The 23,184-nt window shown below is 37.6% G+C and carries 20 protein-coding genes and 1 pseudogene; 16 read left to right on the top strand and 5 right to left on the bottom strand.

The window, feature by feature from the left end:
* Positions 1–426: 426 nt before the first annotated feature.
* The 7 genes and pseudogenes from FJR05_RS21185 to FJR05_RS21155 form a co-directional block, all read left to right on the top strand.
* Positions 427–573, top strand: a pseudogene (locus FJR05_RS21185) (tryptophan--tRNA ligase); the annotation flags it as partial.
* 42 nt (positions 574–615) lie between these two features.
* The gene (locus tag FJR05_RS21180) at positions 616–882 is read left to right on the top strand and encodes a hypothetical protein (RefSeq protein ID WP_027404437.1); all 267 of its coding nucleotides are present in this window, start codon (positions 616–618) and stop codon (positions 880–882) included.
* A gap of 50 nt (positions 883–932) precedes the next feature.
* On the top strand, positions 933–1,133 hold the full coding sequence (locus tag FJR05_RS21175; protein WP_053540461.1) for a type II toxin-antitoxin system HicB family antitoxin: 201 nt from the start codon (positions 933–935) through the stop codon (positions 1,131–1,133).
* Positions 1,130–1,336, top strand: a complete 207-nt coding sequence (locus tag FJR05_RS21170) for a type II toxin-antitoxin system HicA family toxin (protein ID WP_168645939.1) — start codon at positions 1,130–1,132, stop codon at positions 1,334–1,336. The genes FJR05_RS21175 and FJR05_RS21170 overlap by 4 nt, the downstream gene beginning before the upstream one ends.
* 108 nt (positions 1,337–1,444) lie before the next feature.
* On the top strand, positions 1,445–2,227 hold the full coding sequence (locus FJR05_RS21165) for a DUF4058 family protein (protein WP_168645938.1): 783 nt from the start codon (positions 1,445–1,447) through the stop codon (positions 2,225–2,227).
* Between the two features lie 208 nt (positions 2,228–2,435).
* Positions 2,436–2,648 carry a sulfur carrier protein ThiS gene (gene thiS, locus FJR05_RS21160; protein WP_168645937.1) on the top strand — a complete coding sequence of 71 codons (213 nt, stop codon included), beginning with the start codon at positions 2,436–2,438 and terminating at the stop codon, positions 2,646–2,648.
* A 64-nt stretch (positions 2,649–2,712) separates the two neighbouring features.
* Positions 2,713–3,930, top strand: a complete 1,218-nt coding sequence (locus tag FJR05_RS21155) for a glycoside hydrolase family 10 protein (RefSeq protein WP_168645936.1) — start codon at positions 2,713–2,715, stop codon at positions 3,928–3,930.
* A 142-nt stretch (positions 3,931–4,072) separates the two neighbouring features.
* Here the strand turns inward: FJR05_RS21155 and FJR05_RS21150 are convergent, their stop codons facing one another.
* Positions 4,073–5,548 (bottom strand): site-2 protease family protein, encoded by a 1,476-nt coding sequence (locus FJR05_RS21150; protein ID WP_168645935.1) that lies wholly within the window; start codon positions 5,546–5,548, stop codon positions 4,073–4,075.
* A 319-nt stretch (positions 5,549–5,867) separates the two neighbouring features.
* On the opposite strand from FJR05_RS21150, the gene purH reads away from it, so the two are divergent.
* The 3 genes from purH (at position 5,868) to rppB (ending at position 9,842) form a co-directional block, all read left to right on the top strand.
* Complete coding sequence (gene purH, locus FJR05_RS21145; RefSeq protein WP_168645934.1) at positions 5,868–7,391, top strand: bifunctional phosphoribosylaminoimidazolecarboxamide formyltransferase/IMP cyclohydrolase; 1,524 nt, start codon at positions 5,868–5,870, stop codon at positions 7,389–7,391.
* A 353-nt stretch (positions 7,392–7,744) separates the two neighbouring features.
* Positions 7,745–8,431: a two-component system response regulator RppA gene (gene rppA, locus FJR05_RS21140; protein WP_168645933.1), complete on the top strand. Its 687-nt coding sequence runs from the start codon at positions 7,745–7,747 to the stop codon at positions 8,429–8,431.
* 91 nt (positions 8,432–8,522) lie between these two features.
* A complete protein-coding gene (gene rppB / locus FJR05_RS21135; RefSeq protein WP_168645932.1) occupies positions 8,523–9,842 on the top strand; it encodes a two-component system sensor histidine kinase RppB in 1,320 nt (439 codons plus the stop codon).
* Here rppB and FJR05_RS21130 read toward each other — a convergent pair.
* The 3 genes from FJR05_RS21130 to FJR05_RS21120 form a co-directional block, all read right to left on the bottom strand.
* On the bottom strand, positions 9,802–11,103 hold the full coding sequence (locus FJR05_RS21130; protein ID WP_168645931.1) for a hypothetical protein: 1,302 nt from the start codon (positions 11,101–11,103) through the stop codon (positions 9,802–9,804). The genes rppB and FJR05_RS21130 overlap by 41 nt on opposite strands.
* On the bottom strand, positions 11,100–12,191 hold the full coding sequence (locus tag FJR05_RS21125; protein WP_168645930.1) for a PLP-dependent cysteine synthase family protein: 1,092 nt from the start codon (positions 12,189–12,191) through the stop codon (positions 11,100–11,102). Before FJR05_RS21125 ends, FJR05_RS21130 begins: the two co-directional genes overlap by 4 nt.
* Before the next feature lie 510 nt (positions 12,192–12,701).
* Positions 12,702–13,082, bottom strand: coding sequence for a hypothetical protein (locus FJR05_RS21120; protein ID WP_168645929.1), 381 nt, complete (start codon positions 13,080–13,082; stop codon positions 12,702–12,704).
* 718 nt (positions 13,083–13,800) lie between these two features.
* Between FJR05_RS21120 and FJR05_RS21115 the strand changes: the two genes are divergently transcribed.
* From FJR05_RS21115 to FJR05_RS21090, 6 genes are all read left to right on the top strand, one after another.
* Positions 13,801–14,280, top strand: coding sequence for a YbjN domain-containing protein (locus FJR05_RS21115; protein ID WP_168645928.1), 480 nt, complete (start codon positions 13,801–13,803; stop codon positions 14,278–14,280).
* 34 nt (positions 14,281–14,314) lie between these two features.
* Positions 14,315–15,040 (top strand): biotin/lipoate A/B protein ligase family protein, encoded by a 726-nt coding sequence (locus FJR05_RS21110; protein WP_168645927.1) that lies wholly within the window; start codon positions 14,315–14,317, stop codon positions 15,038–15,040.
* 247 nt (positions 15,041–15,287) lie between these two features.
* Positions 15,288–16,142 (top strand): transcription factor RcaD, encoded by an 855-nt coding sequence (locus tag FJR05_RS21105; protein WP_168645926.1) that lies wholly within the window; start codon positions 15,288–15,290, stop codon positions 16,140–16,142.
* Between the two features lie 58 nt (positions 16,143–16,200).
* Positions 16,201–18,315: an ATP-binding protein gene (locus tag FJR05_RS21100; RefSeq protein WP_168645925.1), complete on the top strand. Its 2,115-nt coding sequence runs from the start codon at positions 16,201–16,203 to the stop codon at positions 18,313–18,315.
* A gap of 29 nt (positions 18,316–18,344) precedes the next feature.
* Entirely contained in the window at positions 18,345–21,077 is a 2,733-nt protein-coding gene (locus FJR05_RS21095) for a DNA translocase FtsK (protein WP_168645942.1), read from the top strand.
* Positions 21,078–21,174: 97 nt separating this feature from the next.
* On the top strand, positions 21,175–22,059 hold the full coding sequence (locus FJR05_RS21090) for a ParA family protein (RefSeq protein WP_039203575.1): 885 nt from the start codon (positions 21,175–21,177) through the stop codon (positions 22,057–22,059).
* A 463-nt stretch (positions 22,060–22,522) separates the two neighbouring features.
* On the opposite strand, the gene FJR05_RS21085 is transcribed toward FJR05_RS21090, so the two are convergent.
* On the bottom strand, positions 22,523–23,122 hold the full coding sequence (locus tag FJR05_RS21085) for a superoxide dismutase (protein WP_027404913.1): 600 nt from the start codon (positions 23,120–23,122) through the stop codon (positions 22,523–22,525).
* Positions 23,123–23,184 lie beyond the last annotated feature (62 nt).

Below are 23,184 nucleotides of genomic sequence, written 5' to 3'. Positions count from 1 at the left end.
TTTTCTCCATAAAAGAGGCGCAAGAGCCGATTTACCTTAAATCAATTTGCGTTGCGGCAACGCTAACGAAATTAAAGTTTTTAAGGTGCAATTATCAGAAAAAATGTGATAGCAAAATTCTCACATTTGACTTAGATTGGATATATTTGATTATTCCATCCTAAAATAGGATACCACGAATATTTAATATCCGAGAGAATACTAAAGGTTAAACTTTGACAAAGCTTTGGTAAAAGTTTACTTTTCTAGAAAAACCCTTAGATAGATAGAGTTTTTCTTCAGTTTGCACCCTGAACATCAATAGATATACCTAAAAAGCTATTTATTCTTTAACTTTTTCTGAATCTTTTATTAATCTAAATATGTATTTGCCAAACTTTTTCTAAAACTACAAAGCGGAAAAGAGGAGATAAATAACGGATAATTATGGGTAAGCAGCGCGTTTTGTCGGGAGTTCAACCAACTGGTAACTTACACTTAGGTAACTATTTAGGTGCAATTCGCAACTGGGTAGAAATTCAAGACCAGTATGAAAATTTCTTTATTCTCATGTCTATGCTCCTCCTTACTATATCGTGTTACCATTATTAATAAATAACCTTGGAAGTTTGACAGATGAATAATTTTAATGTCATCACTTTACCCGATCAACTATATCAAGAACTACAAAAATTAGCCGAATCTGAAAATGATTCCATAGAATCTCAAGTTGTGACGCTATTACAGAAAGCCTTACAAGAAAAACAACAGCAAACAGAAACACAACGTCGTCAAAATGTCCTAAAAGTCCTAGAGGAAAGCCGCAATCGTCGGCGCTTAAATCCAGCCGATTTTGGATTACCAGATAGTACAGAAATGATTAGAGAAGATCGAGACAGATAAGATATAATTGTCTTTGAGGATCACTCACCTAAAAAAATGAACTTCTAACCATGAAAATAAAAGTCATTATTCACAAAGAAGAAACAGGTTATTGGGCAGAAGTTCCTGCTATTCCTGGTTGTGCTACCCAGGGAGATACTTTTGAAGAATTACTACAAAATATATATGAAGCCGTTGAAGGTTGTTTACTCGTTGATGTTGATTCATTAGAACTTGATGAATCTGCCCAAATATTAGAAATTGCCGTATGAAATCAATTTCAGGAAAAAATTTTGCTAAAGTATTAGAGTCTCACGGATGGCAACTTTTACGGATTAATGGTAGTCATCATATCTACGGTAAATCCGATAAACCAGCCCGAATTTCTGTTCCTATTCATGGGAATCAATCACTAAAACCTGGACTATTAAGGCATTTTCTCAAAGTGGCTAATCTCAGTGAAGACGATATTTAATATTCTCAGTAAATATGAATAACTATAATGGAATATGGCGTGGTATGCACTACAGAGTTTTTTGCTATACTGTAGATTAAAAGATATTTAACCCATAATTTATTTATTATGCCTTCACCATTTCCAGGGATGAACCCCTACTTAGAAAATCCTGAACTCTGGACAGAGTTTCATACTTGGTTAATGGTTGCACTTGCTGAGAAAATCTTACCTCATATCCGACCAAAATATAGAGTAGCAGTAAAAAAAAGAGTTTATCAAATAATAGATAATAACTCTGTTTTAATTGGTGTTCATGATGTGACTATTGTACGTTTTTTAAAACCCACAAATCAAGAATCATCTAACATTGCTGTAGCGTCTCCACCTGTTAAACCCATAACCGTAAATATCCCCATACCTGAAGAAATTAGAGAAACTTATTTAGAAGTGAGAGAAGTTGCTACAGGTGAAGTGATCACAGTAATTGAATTACTATCACCCAAAAATAAACGTCAGGGAGAAGGAAGAAAAGCATATCAAACTAAACGGTTACAAATATTAGGAAGTTCTACACATTTAGTCGAAATAGATTTATTGCGTGCTGGTGAATCTATGCCCATATTAGATAATAATATTAAATCAGATTATCAAATTTTAGTTAGTCGTAGTCAATTAAGACCTAGAGCAGAATTATATCCTTTTAATTTATCAGAAGCAATTCCCGCTTTTTTCTTACCTCTACAAAAAGAAGATATAGAACCTTTAGTAGATTTACAAAATGTGATTCAAGACTTATTTGATCGTGCTGGTTTAGATTTAGCAATAGATTATAATTCTGAACCAGTTCCGCCAATTCAAGAAACTGATCTGATTTGGGTAAATGAATTATTAAAAGAGCAAGATTTATAGTCTAAATTCATACCAACTCTGGCGACTAGAAGTCACGGCTACACAAACAAAACCCACCTGCGTGGGTTTGAAACCTTTGATTTTCATTAGTCCACGTAGGTGGACTTCGCTTGTGTAGTAGCGATTTATAATCGCCGTCAACTAATGCCTATAAATGTAACCCAAACTCTTATAATTTTCATAACTCCTAAATTCAAATTTTTTCTCCATGTCCAATCCAATTAGTCTCCAAGTCAACGGAGAAACCCGCAACTGTGTATACCCAACAGCTTTACCCGAATTACTGCAACAATTGGGTTTTAATCTGCGCTTAATCGCAGTAGAATACAACGGTGAAATCTTACATCGTCAATTTTGGTTAGAAACTCAAATCAAAAATGGCGATCGCCTAGAAGTAGTCACAATCGTTGGTGGTGGTTAATTCCCGGCTTTTCTCTCCCAACTGCACACCATCAAATAAACCAGGAATCAACACAGAATCAGCGATGGAGAAAATAGTGATCAAATGGCAGCGTCAAACTAGAAAACTGGGATTTTTAGCGGTTATGATAGCCGTGAGTATGGTTGCATCCATCATGCTATCATTCCCCTTAAATGCTCAAATTCCCAAATCCACAGAATTACGGGGAGTCTGGTTAACAAATATTGATAGTGATGTTTTATTTGAGAGTAACAGACTAAAACAAAGTTTACGAACATTACATCAACTCAACTTTAACACCGTTTATCCCGCCGTCTGGAATTGGGGATACACCCTTTATCCTAGCAAAATCGCCGCCAAAGTTATTGGTAAATCAGTAGACCCCACCCCCGGACTGCAAAAGCGAGATATGCTCAAAGAAATAGTCAGCGAGGGACATAAACAAAATTTAACAGTCATTCCCTGGTTTGAATTTGGCTTTATGGCACCTGCTGATTCCCTTTTAGCAAAAAATCGTCCTACTTGGTTAACAAACCGCAGAGATGGCACAAAAATAGTCAAAGAAGGCATACATAACCGAGTTTGGTTGAATCCCTTTCGTCCCGAAGTGCAACAATTTATCCAAGATTTGATAGTAGAAATAGTCAAAAACTATGACATTGATGGCATTCAATTTGATGACCATTTCGGTTTACCATCAGAACTAGGATATGATGCCTACACCACAGCATTATACAAAAAAGAACATAAAGGAAAACTTCCCCCCGCAGACTTCAAAAATCCAGAATGGGTAAATTGGAGAGCCAACAAAATCACCGACTTTATGAAGCGAGTCTTTACAGCAATTAAAGCTAACAAAAAAGATTGTATCGTTTCCGTTGCTCCTAATCCTCAGCGTTTTTCCTATGAATACTTCCTTGCAGATTGGCAAAAATGGGAAAGAATGGGAATAATAGAAGACCTAGTTTTACAGATTTATCGTAATAATTTAAACGTCTTTATCAGCGAATTAGAATATCCAGAAGTCAAACAAGCTCAAACTCATATTCCCGTCAGCATTGGCATTTTAAGTGGTTTAAAAAATCGCACAGTCCCAATGGAACAAATCAAAACCCAAATAGAAAAAGTGCGAGAGCGAAAATTTGCTGGTGTTTCCTTCTTCTTCTACGAAACCCTCTGGAACATGAGCCAAGAAAACCCCCAACAACGCCAACAAACATGGCAAAAAATCTTCCCCACACCAACAAATTACCCCAACCTATTAGCAAACTGGAAACCCTAGAAAATTGGTAATTAGTAATATCTCGTTCCCAGTCTCCGACTGGGAATGCTATTAAGAGGCTCTGCCTCTTGTTTCGTTGAAGGCAGAGCCTTCTATAATCCGTTCCCACACAGAGTATGGGAACGAGATAATTCTTCTATTCCTAACTACCGATACCCAAACGCCCAGCCAAAGCCGGAGTTAAAGGTAAAAGAGTAGCAATCATCAAAAACAAAGCCAAAAGACATAAAGCCGCCCTAGCATCATCTGGTTCACTAATTTCATTTAAACTAGGACGTTCTAAATCCCGTTGTAAAAACAAAATCACAATAGCCCAATACATCGCCAAAGGATTACCCAAAGATACAATAGCCAGTAAAACTATCGTCGCAAAAGTAGTTCTTCCTGCGGTTTTGCGGCCATAAATTGCTTGCACAATTCGCCCCCCGTCCAATTGGCCAGCCGGCATTAAATTCAACGCCGTGATAACTAATCCTAACCAACCAATAATCACCAAAGGATGAATATTCACCACCGAAGACTGTAAAGCCGAACCCAGGACAACCCGTGCCAAACTACCGACTAAAATTGAACCTTGAAAAAACTGATTGGGTAATTGAAACAAACTCCCTGGGTGAGAAAGTAGCAACCCTATCACCAGTAATAACAAAGAAGTAATCCCCCCAAAAGCCGGGCCAGCCAACGCAATATCAAATAAAGCATTACGGCTAGGGACAAGGGACTCAAATCTCGTAATTGCCCCAAAAGAACCAATTTGCACCGCTGGTAAAAAGAACGGCCAACTTAATTTAACTTGGTGACGACGGGCTAACAACCAATGTCCAACTTCGTGAGAGATCAAAATTACCGATAAACCCAAAGCAATAGGTAAAGCTTCTGCAAAACGTTCAGGGTTACTAAATAAATCGAAATTCTGTAATATACCCCCCACTTCCAAGCTAGTAGCGATAGTTGCGATAAACAAAATCACTGCAAAAGCTTTTTGTGCTAACTGGGCGCGTTGAGGGTCTGTGCGGCTAGGGAGAATAATGATAACAGGTTTGCCGTCAGTATTTTCTACCAAAAATAGGCGATATTTATCTTCTAAGCGTTCCTGTAAACTTTTTGTCAGTCGGTTATGAACGGCTTCTGGTTCTCCCCGCAAGTTACCTTTAAAAACCACTCCTTCTTGGTAGGGGATAGTTTCTGTGGCAAAAAATGTGTCAATGCCGAAAATGCCTCTAATCAGGCTTAAATCTGCTTCGGGTATGGGAGTTGGTGCTAATTGTAGTTCTGGGACTATCACAGAACTGTCTTTATCACCTTGGGCTGCAAGTCGCTCTGTTGCCCGTTGCTTGAGAATAGCATCTTGACCAGCTTCCCGTAATTTTCTACCCAAGAAAATATACAATCCAGCGGAAGCTACCACCAAGAACAAGATACCCACAATATTGATATAAATCCCAGCGGCAAATAATCCAAAGAACAAAAGCCAGGGAGTCATTAAGACGACGGATTGTAACCAGGCTAGGATGCCTAGTTTACCAAAAGGTCTGGCACGATAAAAGCCCCAGCCTAAAATGCCGGACGCTATCAGCACAATGGCTGCAATTATAGGAGTTTCCGATGAAGTAAACATCTCTAAACCTTTGCTATTGAGACCGAAGCTAGTACAAGTCCGGTTTTCTATACACTATTCATAATAACTTTGTTTGGATTCTGCCCGAATTATCCAGTTTTTTGAGAATAAAGCCCCAATTATTTTAGATGATTTTTATGTGAGGCGGCACAGAATCATCAAATTCATTCATCCGCGTTCATCCGCGTTCATCTGCGTTTAATTATCTTATAAATCTGATTCCATGCAGTTTCATCTTAATTTGGTATGAACTTTTAACACCCTTTCGGTAGAATGTTCTTCACAGAAAGCAATTTAGTCCAAAGGAATCTGGGAAATTATGGCACGTTTAGCCCTGCTGAGTGTATCTAATAAAACTGGTGTAATTGATTTAGCCCGGAGTTTGGTTGAAGAATTTGGCTTTGATATCATCAGCAGTGGGGGAACAGCCAAAACCCTGAAAGATGCGGGAATACCAGTTACTAAGGTTTCTGATTATACGGGTTCACCGGAAATTTTAGGCGGTCGGGTGAAAACTCTTCATCCTCGCATTCATGGGGGGATTTTAGCACGGCGAGATGTGGCGCAAGATGTCACAGATTTAGAAAATAATCAAATTCGTCCCATTGATTTAGTCGTTGTTAATCTTTATCCTTTTGCGGAGACCATTGCGAAACAAGGTGTGACTCTAGCTGACGCGGTGGAACAAATTGATATTGGTGGCCCGGCTATGTTAAGGGCTTCTTCCAAAAATTACGCCCATTTGACGGTATTATGTGATCCTGCTCAGTATGGTGAGTATTTGCAAGAATTACGCCAAAATGGAGAGGCATCTTTAGAGTTTCGCCAAAAATGCGCTTTAAAGGGATTTTTACATACTGCTAGTTATGATAATGCCATAGCAGCCTATTTAGCTGGTACACAAACACAAGAATTTACTATTTCTGGTACACAACTCCAATCTTTGCGTTATGGGGAAAATCCCCACCAACCCGCAGCATGGTATCAAACGGGAAGTACCCCCACAGGTTGGACAGCAGCGACAAAACTGCAAGGTAAGGAACTCAGTTACAATAATTTGGTAGATTTGGAAGCTGCACGGCGGATAATTGCCGAGTTTACAACCAGTCCTGCGGCGACAATTATCAAACATACTAATCCCTGTGGAACTGCGGAAGCAAACACAATTTTTGACGCTTATCAAAAAGCCTTTAATGCTGATTCCACCTCTGCTTTTGGGGGAATTGTAGCTTTAAATCGGCCTATTGATGCAGCGACAGCGACGGAATTAACAAAGACATTTTTAGAGTGCGTGGTTGCTCCTGGTTGTGACGAAGAAGCTCAGGAAATTTTAACTAAAAAAGGCAATGTCCGCGTTTTGATTTTACCAGATTTGCTGACTGGACCGAAGGAAACGGTGAAAGCTGTAGCTGGTGGGTTTTTAGTCCAATCTGCTGATGATATCATTGCTGATCCTAGTCAATGGCAAGTTGTCACTGAACGTCAACCTACTCCCAGTGAGTTAGCTGAATTACTGTTTGCCTGGAAAGTTTGCAAGCACGTTAAATCTAATGCTATCGTCATTGCGAGCGATCGCACAACTTTAGGTGTCGGTGCTGGACAAATGAACCGTGTCGGTTCTACAAAAATCGCTCTCGAACAAGCTGGAGAAAAAGCCCAAGGAGCATTTCTCGCTAGTGACGGCTTCTTCCCCTTCGATGATACCGTCAAAGCAGCCGCAGCAGCCGGAATTACCGCCATTGTCCAACCCGGAGGCAGTCTCAAGGATAAGGATTCTATCAAAGCCGCTAACGAACTCGGTTTATTAATGGTTCTCACTGGTGTACGGCACTTTTTACATTAGGTCAGTTGTCAGTTGTAAAAATCTTGTTCCCTGTTCCCTGTTCCCTATTCCAAGCAATTTCTAAAATTGTTGTCTGAGGTACTTGCCATTTAAAAAAAAGAGTGATAGATTAGATTAGTGTGTGAGGAGCAAGTTTAAAAAACGTCTGGGGTGGAAACACGGCAACACTCCCAGGCGTTTTTTAATGGGAATAAAAATTTTCTTATCGCAAATAATCGTCAAACACTTTTAAACTAAATTAAGATGAAGTTGCATAGAAGAGTTCAAGAATAATTAAACGCAGATGAACGCAGATAAACGCGGATAAATATGGATGATGATGATTCTGTGCTGGTTCATATATAATTAGTATTATGCGGTTGTTATTAGTTGAAGATGAACATGATTTAGCAAGGAGTATTCATCATGCTCTTACCCAGCGTGATTATGTAGTAGATTGGGTGGAAGATGGAGAAACTGCTTGGGATTATTTGCAGACAATACCACTAAGATATGAAATTGCGATTTTAGATTGGATGTTACCAAAGTTGTCAGGATTGGAATTGTGTAAAAGATTAAGAGCGCAAAAAAATCAATTACCAATTATGTTATTAACAGCTAGAGATAGCATGAATGATCGTGTTACGGGTTTAGATGCAGGTGCAGATGATTATCTTGTTAAACCCTTTGGTATGGAAGAATTATTGGCGCGGGTAAGAGCATTACAGAGAAGATTACCAAATTTTCAACCACCGCAGTTACAAGTAGGTAGTTTAATTTTAGATTATAGTAATTTTTCAGTTGTGAATTTAGCAGCGGAAAATTCTTCACCAATTATCCTCACAGCTAAAGAATTTCAACTTTTAGAATATTTCATGCAACATCCTCAACAAATACTAACTCATGAACAAATTCGCGCTAGATTGTGGGATTTTGAAAGTGATACTGTGAGTAATGTTGTTGCTGCACAAGTGAGATTATTAAGACGTAAATTATCAGAATGTGGTTTTTCTAAAGCCATTGAAACTATTCGAGGTTTTGGTTATCGTTTTTCCGCATAGTTAAGATCCCCGACTTCTTTTTTATTTTGTCAATAAGTTATCAATTAATACCAGAAGTCGGGGACTTTATATTTACAAAATCTAAAATTATATGAATAATAATTCACTATTCAATTATTCTCGATTTAAATTAGCCATTACCTATGCTGGTGTGATGGGATCAACTTTATTACTATGTGGTTGCATCGCTCACAGTGTCATGATACAAGCTTTTACTCGCACAGTTGATCGAGAATTAGAAGTTTTTGGCAAGGTATTTGAAGATCAATTAAAAACAGAGTTAAAAATTCCTGGAGAATTATCTATTACTACTCAGAAATCTTTACCAGGACTTTGTTTAAAGCAACAATCTTGTTTACCCATTAAATCAGAATCAGATTTACTGAATTTATTAGCAGAAGGATATTATCTCAGGTTTTTAACACCAGCAGGAGAAGCTATTGCGGCTATTGGTAATAATCCCGATGAATTTCCTGCTAATATTCACCTCAATCATTCTTATGATATCAGAAATAGTCAGGGTGAACTATATCATTTACATTTAATGCCCTTAAAAATCAACAATAATCAATTGTGGGGATATTTACAAGTTGGACGAACTGTACAACGATTAAATGATTATATGAATAGTTTACATTGGTTATTAGGATTGGGTATTCCCTCTTCTATGATCATCATTGGTGGTGCAGGTTGGTGGTTAGCAGGTTTAGCTATGCAACCAATTGAAAAATCATATCAACAATTACAACAATTTACCGCTGACGCAGCACATGAATTAAGAACTCCCATTACATCTTTACAAACAATTGTCGAAACAAATTCAATTAACCCAGAAACTCAAAAAGCACTGGAGAGACAAATCCAAAGATTAGTGATATTAACACAGGATTTATTATTATTATCTCGGTTAGAAAGTGGATTACAAGAAACTAAATTACAGCAAATTTGTTTAAATGATTTAGTTGCAGATGTGGAAGAAGAATTAATGCCTATAGCTATGGATGCACAAGTTGTATTATCTAGTCATATTCCTGATCAATCTGATTTTTATATTCAAGGTAATGAAAGTCAAATTTATCGAATGTTGTTGAATTTAGTTAGTAATGCCATTAAATATACTCCTGAATCTGGGGAAGTAGAAATTAATCTGACAACTAAGGATCATCAAGGTATAATTACTATTAAAGATACAGGTGTTGGTATTCCTAATTCTGATATTCCCCACATTTTTGAGCGCTTTTATCGAGTTAATGCAGATCGTTCTCGCAATACTGGTGGTTCGGGATTAGGTTTGGCTATTACTTTGGCAATTGTCCAAACTCATAAAGGCAAATTAGAAGTACAAAGTCATGTAAATAAGGGCAGTACATTTACTGTGATTTTGCCGCTCGTTTCCAAAGTAAACAGGTAACTTCAACTAACATAGATGTAATCATGGCAATAGCGGCGGCCATTGCCCCATTCATGCCTTTGTTAATAGCTAAAGTAGCAATTATTAATAAAGTTCCTGTTCCTAACCAAGTAGATAGATTGACGTGACCTGTGCGATTTTCACTGACTAAAAAACCCTGAGTTGCATTTTGTAAAGCCACAAATAATGGCACAATTGTACAAATTAAAAGTACAGGTTTGATGCTGTTAGCTAAGGTAAGATCATTCCCAATGAAACTTTGAACTATGCGATCGCCTATTGGTGTTAAACTCATCAATAATAGTAAGCTGGAACAAACTGCACCCACACTGATAGCAAAAGTCAGCAGTTGCTTATCGCTCACTTGATGACGATATTTAATCACCATTTGCTGTACCATGCGGGTAGAATTGGCAATTACTAAAACCAGTCCCCAAGCCGCAGACCAAGCAGCAATGGCAATTGTCGCATCTTCAGCGCGGGCAAGAATGCTAATTAATATCGCCCTTCCGCCCCAAACCACCATCATAGAATTAGCTAAGGGTAAATAGAATTTCCACACCTGTGCTAAATTGCGGGGTAAATTAGGTTGTTCTATTTGTGGTGGTATAGTTGCACCAGAAAGCCGAGCAAAAATTGTTACAGCTATTGCCTCAACAATCACCCCACTGATGAGAGCAAGTCCAGCAAGTACACCCCCAGATAGGGAGAAGAAAAATCCGCCCGTGAGAACTATTGCTAATGTGAATAACCTGAAAATACTGGCTTTGGCGACAGCGCGAGACTGACCATGATAAATTAATAACCCTTGAAAATAACGCCGCCATGCGATCGCAAATGGCCAACCACCCATTAGTAATAATACTTGACTGACTGTAGTTAACATTGCTGATGGAATCCCTAACAGACTCACACCGACAAAATTAAAAATGATTGGTAATCCTAACAAACTTAATAAACAAGTCAGTCCTGCACCTACAAATAATGTAAACCGCCATAATGCCTTACGTGAATCTTCAGAACCAGCTAAAGCATTAGCAGCGTGCAAAATCATAATAATCGGACTTTCAAAAAATATCGCCAAAGATTTAGCAATACCTACAGCCGCTAAGTTAATTTGAGCATCAGGAAGATGAGCTAATGTAGTGGTCATCATCGGATCACCACAGGCCATAGTCACATCACTGAGGGACAAAGGCAAAAATTCCCGCCATAAAGTCCCTAAACTAACTGGTTGAGATTGGGGTTCTTGTAATTTCACACTTGACTCCTACCGACAATATCCAATGGTACAGGTAGAAGATTAGCAATTGCTTCTGTGAGATGGGAATGTTCAAGGATGTTAATTCCTTGTGCTGTTAACCAATCTGCATTGTAAACTGTTTCTAGATAGCGATCGCCCCGATCAGGATTAAGTAGTAACATAGTTTGAGGCTGAGTAAATCTTTGAGTATCTGCTAAAGCTGCGGACACAATTGCACCAGTGGAAGCACCTAAAAGCATACCCTCCTGTTTAGCCAAAGCATGACAAACAGAAAACGCCAAAGCATCATCCACGCTATAAGCCGCATCTAACACCTGTGGGTCAAAATTGGGGGGAACGAAAGATAAACCCAGTCCAGTCATCTTATAGGGGTGTCTGGGTGTCCCAAAAATAGCTGATCCTGCCACATCTACACCAATAATTCTAGTTTGGGGATAATACTTTTTAAAATAGCGACTAATACCACCTAATTGTCCGGCTGTGCTCACTCCAATCACAATAGCATCTGGCGCACCACCAAAAGCTTCTTCAATTTCCTGTGCCGTCCAAAGTTCATGGGCATCAGTATTACTAGGATTTTTATGTTGACAAGGATACCAAGCACCAGGAAGATTTGTAGCTAATTCCTGAGCTTTTGCCATTCTTGCTACCTGCATTGAACCTTGAGCATCAGCCGCACTTAAAGGCACTTCTACCAATTCTGCACCGTAGGCTGTGAGCATTCTTCGCATGGTGACAGGGGTTTTAGCATCAATCACAATCATCACCCTGTAACCCTTGGTAGCACCCACAATTGCTAACCCAATGCCAAAGTTACCAGAACTAGATTCAACAATTGTCCCACCTGGCAACAGTAAACTTTGTTTTTCCGCTTCCTTCACCAAATAAGCCGCATTTTTTTCTTTAATACTCCCACCAGGATTACAAGATTCTAATTTTAAATATAAATGATGATGTTGACAACTTGGATGAATTCGATTTAATCGGACAATAGGAACTTTACCTAATGCGTCTGTCACCGTTGCCAATAGAGGTGATTTTGGCAAGTTGCTTCTGAAGGTTGGGTTTTGAGAGTAAGTAAGCATTGTGATTAGCTCGATACTGTTCATCTCACAAGATGCCAACTCCAGATGAAATAAAGGTGAAACTATCAATCTAACTCTGGCAAACCAAATGCTCGCTTCACTTGCAAAATATAGAATTCCCGAAATGTTCCGCTGATGATCTTATATTTTGGCATTTTGGCAGATAACCATTTTAGTTTCCAGCTTTAATGGAATATCAACAGGGTTAAAGAGAAAGTTGAGAAGTTATGGATGCAGGGATTACCCCGACCACTAGAGACTTCCAAGATGATAAGCGATAGATGCGGTGCTGTCAAACTCACAAGAAATATTGCAATATTCAAATCATAGCCAAGCTACAGCTAACAGCTATTGAATAACAGTTGCCAAGAAAATTATATATTAATCAAACTGGCCGATTGCCTAATGAACAAACGGAACTATCAAGTACAAAATTGTCATGTACGAGTAGGAATTAACTTGAAAATAGTTAGACTATGAAAAAATGATGGAAAATTAATAACTTAGCTTTTAATCACGAAGCATTTGGGAAATAATGGCATCAGCTTGTAATCTTTTGTAAGTCAAGTGAACTAGGTTAGCTTCATCTGATTGTCCACAAACATAGCAAGCTAGGCTCAAAGCATCTAATAACATTAAGGTAGTAATACCTTCTGCTGCTAAAGATGATATATAAGCAGAAACTCCTTTTGCACAGGTTTCTGCTGGCATCAGTACCAGTAGCAACCGAAGACAGTCGGCTGATGCCATCGTTCCATCTAATTCATGGGTCTGGGTGGCTAATTGAACAATACCCAAAACGATTTGATTAGGGGAAATACCTTCTTTGATAAGTAGGGTGAAGAAGGAAGTTAAATGACATGGGGTGCTGTGATCAAGCTTAATATTCATAGTGCTTATTAAAATCAGTGTAACAATAATCGCAGATTTTTTGGTTAATCCGGAAAAATCTCAAAAAAGTTTTTTGGGTTTTTTCGGTTTTTTTACGCCAGATTCTAGAACCTTTTAACAGATAGCACCCCAATTTGTCAACTTGAGTTTTGATCAATTTTCGTAGATTAGGTAACTCACGATTTAACTCACAATTCCGTATCCCTTGATGCTAAAAACAAGCAAGTTGTTCCTCTTTCCTGATTTTTACATCTTGTGACGCTAAACTAGCGAGTAATTTTTGCGCTACACCAAAATAAACTGCTTTGGTTTGCCTATTTTAACTAAAATTAGTAGCTTATGTAACCGACAGCAGAAATTTAATGATGTAAGATAGGCAAAATGGGCTTTATTCTCATTAATGGGACACAATAGACAATAAATTTAAAAATTTTTACCTAAAGTTAAAGCCCCATAAAGGTGAAAGTGACTTACATCTAATGGTTCTGGATGTGAACTCCTGAAACCGGGAAAAAATAATTGAGAACTTAATCAAGTTTTACCTGTGCAACAATAAGTCTAGCCTATGTCATAGTAATTTGCATGGCTGTGATCTCTATCAATACTTTCTCCTAATTTTGATATCTTGATTTGGGAAGACAGGTAGATGAGATGCTGGCATTTTTGGTAGCATAATAGTAGATTAAAGCAGTGACTATATTACTTAAAAAAAATCTGTATGGCCAGCTACCTAGAAACCCAATCTCCTGATGATTTACTGGATGAAGTTATTCAAGAAACCACAGCCCCAAATCATGTGGAAGTTATTGAAAATGTAATTGATACCCTGGCACAAGATCAAAGTGCAATGGTTAGTCATGGTTCTGAGGGTGAGTATCTGTGGAAATTCCAGTATGGCAGTGTAGAAGTATTTGTGCAGTTAACGGGAATTACTGATGAAGATACAATCACGGTTTGGGCTGCGGTGCTAAAGTTACCTGTCCAAGATGAAGCCAGATTGACACGATATCTCTTAGAGTTAAATTGTGTTAGTACCTTTGAAGCTCGTTTTGGCATTATTGATCATCAAGTGGTGGTGATTTCTACACGCACTTTAGCGGAGTTGTCTCCGGGGGAAGTTTCTCGCATCATTACTATCGTTGCGACTATCGCTGATGATAATGATGAATATCTGCAATCCGAGTTCGGTGCAATTTAGATTTCTATAATTTAGTTGAGGGATGTGATATTTAATGCCGGATTCGCAGGTGTGGCGACTTATTCCCATTTTAGCTGCCGCTGGTGATGTTCAGATGGCTATAGACCGCTGGTTATTAGCACAACATGAGTCGGGACAACATCCGCCAACTTTACGTTTTTATACTTGGTCGCCACCCGCAATTTCTTTAGGTTATCATCAACGTCAATATCCTGAATTTTGGCAAGATTTGACGTGGAAAGGGGAGAAATTAGATTTGGTGCGTCGTCCTACAGGTGGTAGGGCTGTTTTACATCAAGGTGATTTAACTTACTCTGTGGTCACGTCTGGACTGAGGGGAAATCGTTTAGATGTGTATGGGCAGATTTGTGAGTTTTTGATTCAAGGATGGCGATCGCTCGATATAGAATTGTACTATGGTCAAGCTGGACGCGGTTATATTCACAATCCTAATTGTTTTGGAACAGCCACAGGTGCGGATTTAGTCTTAGCAGATGGTTCTAAACTGATTGGTAGCGCTCAATTACGGAAAGGTGACGCAGTTCTTCAGCATGGTTCTATGCGGTTAAATCCAGATCCGGAGTTGTTTGCAAAGGTATTTAATCAAGAGTTTTTTCATCCTATCCAATTTCCAGAAACTATCAATCAAGAAACAATAATTAAGGCTTTAATAGTCGCAGCTTGTGATTGTTTTGGTATGGAAATAGAGGTAATACCTTTGTCTCAAGATGAGTGGAATTTGATTTTAGCAAGTTGTTGATTAGGGTAGGTTTTTAGGTGTTGCTGAGTAAAAGTATGATTTTATTATGCCTACGGCACGCTGCGCGAACACGCAGAGACGAAGAGGCGCAGAGAGTAAGGGTTTGAGAGATGGAATTTTCGACTTTCATACCCCAATTCACCAACGCCAAAAATCGCTCTTATTAGAGTTAATATAGAAACTGTGTGTTATTTTTTTGTGATTCGCGCTAAAGTAGTCAAGTATCGAATACAGCAAGACTAACCGTATGGAAACGAAAGAGTTAAAGTTCATCTTAAAACTGTTGGGATGTCCCAATTATCGTACTGGCTTGAGTTCTAGCATTTTTGATAGTTTTAAAAGTGAGAAAACCAAAATTTGTCGAGATTTGGGGGAACTGGAATATGTAGACTATTCCCGCGAAATTGCCACAGTCAAGATTTTACCTCCTGGTCAAGCACTACTGAAACTCGACTCGGCACAATTACCTATTGATGATAAAGAACTCAAGGTACTGGAGAAGATAGGTAAGAGTTCTGGAAAAATAGCCCCCAGTGAAATCAAAGTTTCATCGCTAAAATCAGATGAACGAGACGCAATCTTAAAAACCTTGAGTGAACGGGGTTTGATTGCTATTGAAATCAAGATGAAAAGACTTAAAGCTGAAGTTTGGTTAACGGAAAGAGGAATTGAAGTTTTGCGGGATGAATATAATCCCGAAGGAAAAGCAAATATAGACTTTAATTTGCTGGGTAATTATGTGCGGTTTTTACGGAAGAATTTGCGGGTTAAGTCAGAACAAGTTTCTACTTTAGTTTCTGATAATATGGAATCACATTCTGATATTAATGGCAATATCAGTGATGAAGAAATTTTAGAAACTATCAAGAAATTAGATCGGGAATTGGGTACAGAGAATTATTTACCAATTTTCCATGTACGGCAAAAGTTACAACCGCCTTTATTACGAGATGATTTAGATCAGGCTTTGTATAGGTTGCAAAAAAGTGACAAAATTGATTTTAGTACCTTACAAGAAGTCAGTGCTTATACACCAGAACAAATTGACGCGGGAATTCCTCAAAATATTGGTGGACAACTGTTCTTTATCATAGTTAATTAACAGGTTTTCCAATATTTTTCATTTTTTCATTACTTCCTCCTCTCACTCACCCATATCTATGACAGACATTAACGACATTATTAAACGCGAGGTCAACCCTTTTGACATGATCAATTTAAAGCCCACTAATTTTTGGGCTGAAGAACAAGATTCAAAACTCATGGTTGAGTCAATTCATAAAAACGCAATCATAGAAATTGAAGGTTTACTTGATTTAGTAGGTAAAGATCATCGTAGCCGCACAGTTTTATTAGCTGGTGAGTCTGGTTCTGGCAAAAGTTATTTATTAGGTCGGCTTAAACGTACTCTTAACCCGAAAGCCTTTTTCGCCTATATTCTCTGCAACTGGCCTGATAGTAGCAATATCTGGCGGCATATTTTACGTCGTACTGTTGATAGTTTAATTCAAGTTCCCGAAGGTGAAAAAGAATCACAGTTAATGTTGTGGCTAAAAAGTTTAACGGCGTTTACAAGAAGTGATATCAAACAACGAATATTTAATGATAATTTTTGGGAAGCATTACAAAGTAATCGGCAAAAATTTATCAAACACCTCAAGGATAGTTATAAAAAAGCAGGTATTTATAACCCTGATATATTTTTTGGAGTGCTACATGATCTCGCAAATCCAGAATTATATGATTTAGCTTGTGAATGGCTGCGTGGTGATGACTTAAATGAAGATTCCATGAAAGAAATCAAGGTCAAAACTTGCATTGATACAGAAGATGCTGCAAAAAATATCTTAGCCAACTTTGGCAGAATTTCTACACAAACCCAACCAATTGTTTTATGTTTTGATAATTTAGATACTATGCCCCAGTTACCAGAAGGTTTCCTGGACATACAACCTTTTTTTAATGTCAATACCACAATTCATGGGGATAATTTAAAAAATTTCTTGGTGATAATTAGCGTTATTACAAATACATTAAAACGGCATTTTGATCGAATTCTCCCAGCCGATAAAGCCGGAATACATAAAACAATTCAGTTAAAACCTATTACTATAGAACAGGCAGAAGCACTTTGGGCTTATCAACTTCAGCCATTACATCAACTAGCAAATCCTAGACCTGAATCTCCTATTTTTCCTCTAAATCGGGAAATTTTAGAGAAAACCTATCCTGGTGGTAAAACTATGCCTAGAAATGCACTAACTCTAGGTCGTGATGAATATCAAAAATATAAAGGTTCATTATTAGATGAAAAACCAAAGCCCGAACCAGTTACAATACAAATAAAGGTGACAACACCCGATGAAAAAACTATTCCTAAACCTATAATTATTGTTCCACCACGACATCAAGATAATCAAGATACAATTCAAGCAGAATTTCAATTATTATGGCAGCACGAGTATACAAAAAGCCAGGGGAAAATTACCAAGATTTCTTTGTTATCATCACCTGATTTAATTCAGATGTTGCAGCAGTCTATATCTACTTTAAAAATACAGGGAGTTAAGTCTAAACTTTTAAGCGGAAAATATGCTAGTTATTCCTTGAGTTATCAACATCCTACAAATCGGCAAAAATTGGGTATAGTTTGGACAGAAGACTCAAATATGACTAGTTTTTATCATGTAATGAATGCTTGTCAAATAGTAATTCAAAAAAATCTCTGTCAAACTATGCACTTAATCCGTGCTGGAGATTTAGGAAAACCAAATCTGGCTGGAAATCAACTCTATAGACAGATTTTTACGAATACTAATCATGTTCATATTAAACCAAGTCTGTCTTCTATTCACTACTTGGCAACATATCAAAGTTTGGTAAATTCTGCCAAATCTCAAGAATTGGTAATTGGTGGGAAAACGATTAATTTACAAAGACTAGAAACTTTAATTAATGAATCTGAGATATTGAATCAATGTACTTTATTACAGGATTTAGATATTGTTGCTAAATCAAATCGAAAGTCAGAAACAAATGGTAAAGAAGGAAAAGATTTAAGACCTGTTAAAAATTTCCTATTAAATCTCGTGAAAACTCAAGCATTTATGGGATTACCTACTTTAATTTCACAAGCAGTTAACCAATTTCCTGATGTAAAAGAAAGTGAAATTCGGAGTCTGATTGAACAACTATGTCAGGAAGATAAAGTTAAAATTGTTAACCCCGACGAAAAGCCAGAAGCTCAATCAATTTGTTTAGTTCTTCACAAGTAATCTATCCAGCACATTTTTTATATCAGCCAATGCACTACCTGACAGAAGCTTCTGAAATTTACAAGCAAATTTCCCAACTGTCCCTATCTAAAACTCTATGGATAGATACGGAAATTGCTGATTGGTATACTGATAAACCAAAATTAGCACTAATTCAGGTATTGGCTGATTATACAGATTTAAATGGTGAATCTGCTTACATTTTTGATGTTTTAGATCAACCTGATTTGACTGTATATTTCATTAACCAAATCATGGTTAATTCCCAAATTGAGAAAGTTTTTCATAATGCTGGTTTTGATTTAAAATATCTAGGAAAAGAACTAGCAGAAAATGTGACTTGTACCTTCAAAATAGCGAGAAAAATCACCAAAGAAGTCTTACAAACTACCAACTTAAAACTAAAAACCCTAGCTGCTGAACTCTGCAATTTTTCCAATGTAGACGCAGAAGAAGGAAGCAGTGATTGGGGAAAACGTCCCCTGACTCAAAAACAGTTAAACTATGCAGCAATGGATACAGTTTATCTCGCTGCTGTTCATCGTCGCTTACTGGAAATATCCAATCCTGATGTTATCAGTCGTGTATTTAATATGGTAAATAATAAATCTGAAAACTCTTCTTTAACTCCTACTAAAGTTAGATTAGCTTTTGAGTGTCCGCGACTATTTTATCTAAATCACCATTTTAATAGTAAATCAATATTCTCTCCTAAGTATACCCTTGGGGGTGTTGGTAATGTTTTCCACAAATTAGCGGATGATTTTATTAACTTACTGCTGATTGAACCCAGATTTAAAAGTTTATTCAATCCATCTGCAACACAATTAAGGATAGATGAAATTACGTTGGAAATTCAACAATTATTCTATCAAATTAAGTTCTTTCCCTATTTACAAGATGTAATTGCAAAAGACGCGAGTAAAGCACCTGTATTACTACAAGTTTGGCAAGGTTTACAAGGATTAATTAAAAAGTTTACTGAATTGTTAGTAATTAATCGTCGTTATTGTAGTGCGGAAACGGTTATTCAGAATACTTTTATTTCTGGAGAACACAATTTGGAATATTACTTTGATTTACCTAATGGGACAAAACAATTAATTAGAGGTGAGTTTGATTGTCTGGTTTTTAACTTTGAACTCAAACGCCTTTGTATTGTAGAATTTAAAACCTATCAACCTGTAGATTCAGCAGCACAATTAGCACAAGCCTCTCTCTATAGTTATATGTTATGGAAGCAGAAAAAAGCACCTGTTGATTCTGCTGTTTATTGTGTTTTACCAGAATTTAAAGAATACAAATATTCTTGGGAACAGTTAGAAAATACGGTTCATCAATTAATTCCCTATAAATTATTACAAATGCAACAATGGTTGAGTTGGGAATCTCCCAATCCTAACCCACCACCTGCGACAACTCAACCTCATTTATGTGAAATTTGCCCCCAACAACAAAAGTGTCAGACTTTTTTCGATGTTGAATCTAATGCACCGCCAAATAAAGTTATTCCAGATAATGACAATCCTGATTTTATAGCACCTTCCAAAAAACAAGAAGATATATCTGACTTTTCACATTATTTGGAAAACCCAACACGAAACCTAACCCCCCAACCCCCTTCCCTACGAGGGAAGGGGGAGAATTCAAAGCCTCTCTCCTTGCAGGAGAGAGGTTTGGAGAGAGGTTTTTCAGATACTTTTAAAAGTCAGAAAGATACATTTATTAATGCTGATGAAATTGGCGCATCTTTAGTGGCAATTCTAGAATCTTTTAAGGTTAATGTAGATTATTATGGTGCTGATGTAAGTCCGGCATTTATTCGGGTAAAAATTAAACCACATTTAGGTGTGAAAGTTCCTTCAATTTTGAAATTATCCACAGATTTACAAGTACAATTAGGGTTAGAAAATCCCCCTTTAATTGCTCCCCAAGCTGGTTATGTCAGTGTTGATTTACCCCGTCAAGATAGACAAATTGCTAAATTTGAAGATTTTATTCAAAAGGAATTTTTACCCCCAACAGCACCCGTAAAAATTGCTATTGGAGTGGGTATTGATGGAAAGTTGTTAGAGGCTGATTTATCAGATCCGAATACCTGTCATTTTTTGGTTGGGGGAACAACAGGAAGCGGAAAAAGTGAGTTTTTGCGATCGCTCCTCCTCAGTTTAATCTATCGTCATTCTCCCCAACATCTCAAAATTGCCTTAGTTGACCCCAAGCGGGTAACATTTCCCGAATTTGAACAAATGTCATGGTTATATTCACCAGTTGTCAAAGATAGCGATCGCGCCGTAGAATTAATGCAGGAACTAGTTGCAGAAATGGAATCTCGTTATCAGAAATTTGAAAAAGCTAAATGTGCAGATTTAATGACCTATAATCAACGTTCTTCCCCAGCTTTACCGCGTATTGTCTGTATATTTGATGAATATGCCGATTTTATGGCAGAAAAAGAAATTCGCACCATCTTAGAACAAAGTATCAAACGTTTAGGCGCAATGGCAAGAGCCGCCGGTATTCATCTAATTATTTCCACACAACGTCCAGAAGCGAGTATTGTCACCACAATTATTCGTTCTAACCTACCTGGACGAGTCGCCCTGCGTACCTCCAGCCAAGCAGATTCATGTATTATTCTGGGTGGAAAAGAAAAAACAACAGCCGCTTATTTATTAGGCAAAGGTGATTTAGTTTACCAAGGTAGTTCGCACGGACAACGTCTTCAAAGCTTATTAGCACAAACTATTAAACTACCTTAAAAAAAAGATCCCCGACTTCTCTAAGAAGTCGGGGATCTAAATTTATTAGATAATATAAACGCTATATCATTGGGAAAGCGTCAGTAGAGGAATTAAAATGGGATATGTAATTGCAACCGCAAACATGAAAGGTGGAGTTGGTAAAACCACCATTACCGTGAATATAGCCACCTGTTTAGCCAAAAATCACGGAAAAAAGGTACTTGTTTTAGATTTAGATAGTCAAATCAGTGCCACACTGAGTTTAATGTCACCTGTTGATTTTGCCAAACGTCGCAAACAAAGAAAGACATTTAGATATTTACTAGATCAAATTATCAACCCTGAACCAGAGGCAAAATTTACAATTGGGGACATCATTCAACCTGAGATTTGTAACCTGACTGGATTAAACTTATTACCAGGAGACATAGATTTATATGATGAATTTTTGGTTTCAGAAATGCTGCATAATCAATCAGTAGCGTTAGGAGAACAGGATTTTGAAACCATCTGGAATCGCTTTGAAAGGGTCTTAATTAGAGATATTTTAGAACCTATCCGGAATGAATATGATTTTATTCTTTTAGATTGCGCTCCCGGTTATAATCTCTTGACTCGAAGTGCTTTAGCTACCAGTGATTTCTACATTCTTCCCGCTAGACCAGAACCCCTATCTGTAGTCGGAATCCAACTTTTAGAAAGACGCATTGGGCAATTAAAAGAAAGTCATGAACATGAAGCCAAAATAGATATTAAAATGTTGGGAATTGTCTTTAGTATGTCCAATGCTAATCTCCTGAATGGCAGATATTATAAACAGGTAATGCACCGAGTTATCGAAGATTTTGGAGTAGATAAAATCTGTAAAGCTCAAATCCCCGTTGATGTTAATGTTGCCAAAGCTGTTGATAGTTTTATGCCCGTTTCTTTACTAAGTCCGAATACAGCGGGTTCTAAGGCATTTATGCAGTTAACTCAGGAATTATTGCAGAAATTGTAAATTAACAATATAGCAGTAAGTAGGTTGGCGTTGAAAATTGTCGTTATGGCAAGGCAAAAGGCAAGAGGCAAGAGTGAAGAGGGTTTAGGCGATTTTACATTTCTTTACACAGTTTGGTTTTATTGTGTTCACCTACTTATACACTCCTGAACTCCTGATAGCGTAGCGTGGCGTTAGCCATACTTCTAGCCCTCACAGATAACTTTTTCAGCAAGCCCTAAATAGTATTAATTTAGAGGGTGTTTGAAAAGTCACGATTGCTGTATCAAATGTTTTACCCCTCCCTAACCCTCCCCTTATAAAGGGGAGGGAACTGGATTTTCTTGTTTCTCCCCTTTGTAAGGGGGGTAACAATGTGATGAAAATTACGGGATACCACTTTTAAAACATCCTCTTAGAGATTGGATAAGGGGTAATAAGTAAAAATATTACCCATTACCAATTACCCATTACCCATTAAAATCTAAGCAGCGAAATTTGCAGCGACAAAATCCCAGTTCACCAAATTATCTAAGAAATTCTTGATGAATGCAGGACGGGCATTTTTGAAGTCAATGTAATATGCGTGTTCCCAAACGTCAATGGTTAACAGAGCTTTTTTACCGTGTGCGAGGGGGTTTTCGGCGTTGGGGGTTTTCATTACTTTCAGAGTACCACCATCATCAACCAACCAAGCCCAACCACTACCGAATTGAGTTGCAGCAGCGTTAGAAAATTCTTCTTTGAATTTGTCGAAACTACCAAAATCCTGATCAATTTTAGCAGCTAATGCGCCTGTAGGAGCGCCGCCACCTGCGGGTTTTAAGCAATTCCAAAAGAAGGAGTGATTCCAAACTTGAGCAGCATTGTTGAAGATTCCAGCTTTGGTAGAATCACCAAAAGCGATTTGAATTACTTCTTCCAAAGACTTGTTGGCTAATTCTGTGCTATCAACAAGCTTATTCAAATTATCTACATAAGCTTTATGATGCTTACCATAGTGATATTCAAAGGTTTCAGCCTTCATGCCATAGGATTCTAAAGCATCAGAAGCAAAAGGTAAAGCTGGTTGGGTAAATGCCATTTTGTGAAATCCTCTCTTTACTGTTTTCTAGTTGAAAGCTATTGCCATAGCTAGGCAAATTA

The organism is Dolichospermum sp. UHCC 0259, assembly GCF_009711935.1.
In the GTDB taxonomy this organism is placed as follows: domain Bacteria; phylum Cyanobacteriota; class Cyanobacteriia; order Cyanobacteriales; family Nostocaceae; genus Dolichospermum.
The sequence above is the reverse complement of the archived record's forward strand: the minus strand, read 5'-3'. Positions and strand labels throughout refer to the sequence as shown.

Excerpts from the sequence above, each read along its gene's own strand:
- FJR05_RS21180 (WP_027404437.1), top strand. The coding sequence starts at position 616 with ATGAATAATTTTAATGTCATCACTTTACCCGATCAACTATATCAAGAA.
- FJR05_RS21175 (WP_053540461.1), top strand. The coding sequence starts at position 933 with ATGAAAATAAAAGTCATTATTCACAAAGAAGAAACAGGTTATTGGGCA.
- FJR05_RS21170 (WP_168645939.1), top strand. The coding sequence starts at position 1,130 with ATGAAATCAATTTCAGGAAAAAATTTTGCTAAAGTATTAGAGTCTCAC.
- FJR05_RS21165 (WP_168645938.1), top strand. The coding sequence starts at position 1,445 with ATGCCTTCACCATTTCCAGGGATGAACCCCTACTTAGAAAATCCTGAA.
- thiS (WP_168645937.1), top strand. The coding sequence starts at position 2,436 with ATGTCCAATCCAATTAGTCTCCAAGTCAACGGAGAAACCCGCAACTGT.
- FJR05_RS21155 (WP_168645936.1), top strand. The coding sequence starts at position 2,713 with ATGGAGAAAATAGTGATCAAATGGCAGCGTCAAACTAGAAAACTGGGA.
- FJR05_RS21150 (WP_168645935.1), bottom strand. The coding sequence starts at position 5,548 with ATGTTTACTTCATCGGAAACTCCTATAATTGCAGCCATTGTGCTGATA.
- purH (WP_168645934.1), top strand. The coding sequence starts at position 5,868 with ATGGCACGTTTAGCCCTGCTGAGTGTATCTAATAAAACTGGTGTAATT.
- rppA (WP_168645933.1), top strand. The coding sequence starts at position 7,745 with ATGCGGTTGTTATTAGTTGAAGATGAACATGATTTAGCAAGGAGTATT.
- rppB (WP_168645932.1), top strand. The coding sequence starts at position 8,523 with ATGAATAATAATTCACTATTCAATTATTCTCGATTTAAATTAGCCATT.
- FJR05_RS21125 (WP_168645930.1), bottom strand. The coding sequence starts at position 12,191 with ATGCTTACTTACTCTCAAAACCCAACCTTCAGAAGCAACTTGCCAAAA.
- FJR05_RS21120 (WP_168645929.1), bottom strand. The coding sequence starts at position 13,082 with ATGAATATTAAGCTTGATCACAGCACCCCATGTCATTTAACTTCCTTC.
- FJR05_RS21115 (WP_168645928.1), top strand. The coding sequence starts at position 13,801 with ATGGCCAGCTACCTAGAAACCCAATCTCCTGATGATTTACTGGATGAA.
- FJR05_RS21110 (WP_168645927.1), top strand. The coding sequence starts at position 14,315 with ATGCCGGATTCGCAGGTGTGGCGACTTATTCCCATTTTAGCTGCCGCT.
- FJR05_RS21105 (WP_168645926.1), top strand. The coding sequence starts at position 15,288 with ATGGAAACGAAAGAGTTAAAGTTCATCTTAAAACTGTTGGGATGTCCC.
- FJR05_RS21100 (WP_168645925.1), top strand. The coding sequence starts at position 16,201 with ATGACAGACATTAACGACATTATTAAACGCGAGGTCAACCCTTTTGAC.
- FJR05_RS21095 (WP_168645942.1), top strand. The coding sequence starts at position 18,345 with ATGCACTACCTGACAGAAGCTTCTGAAATTTACAAGCAAATTTCCCAA.
- FJR05_RS21090 (WP_039203575.1), top strand. The coding sequence starts at position 21,175 with ATGGGATATGTAATTGCAACCGCAAACATGAAAGGTGGAGTTGGTAAA.
- FJR05_RS21085 (WP_027404913.1), bottom strand. The coding sequence starts at position 23,122 with ATGGCATTTACCCAACCAGCTTTACCTTTTGCTTCTGATGCTTTAGAA.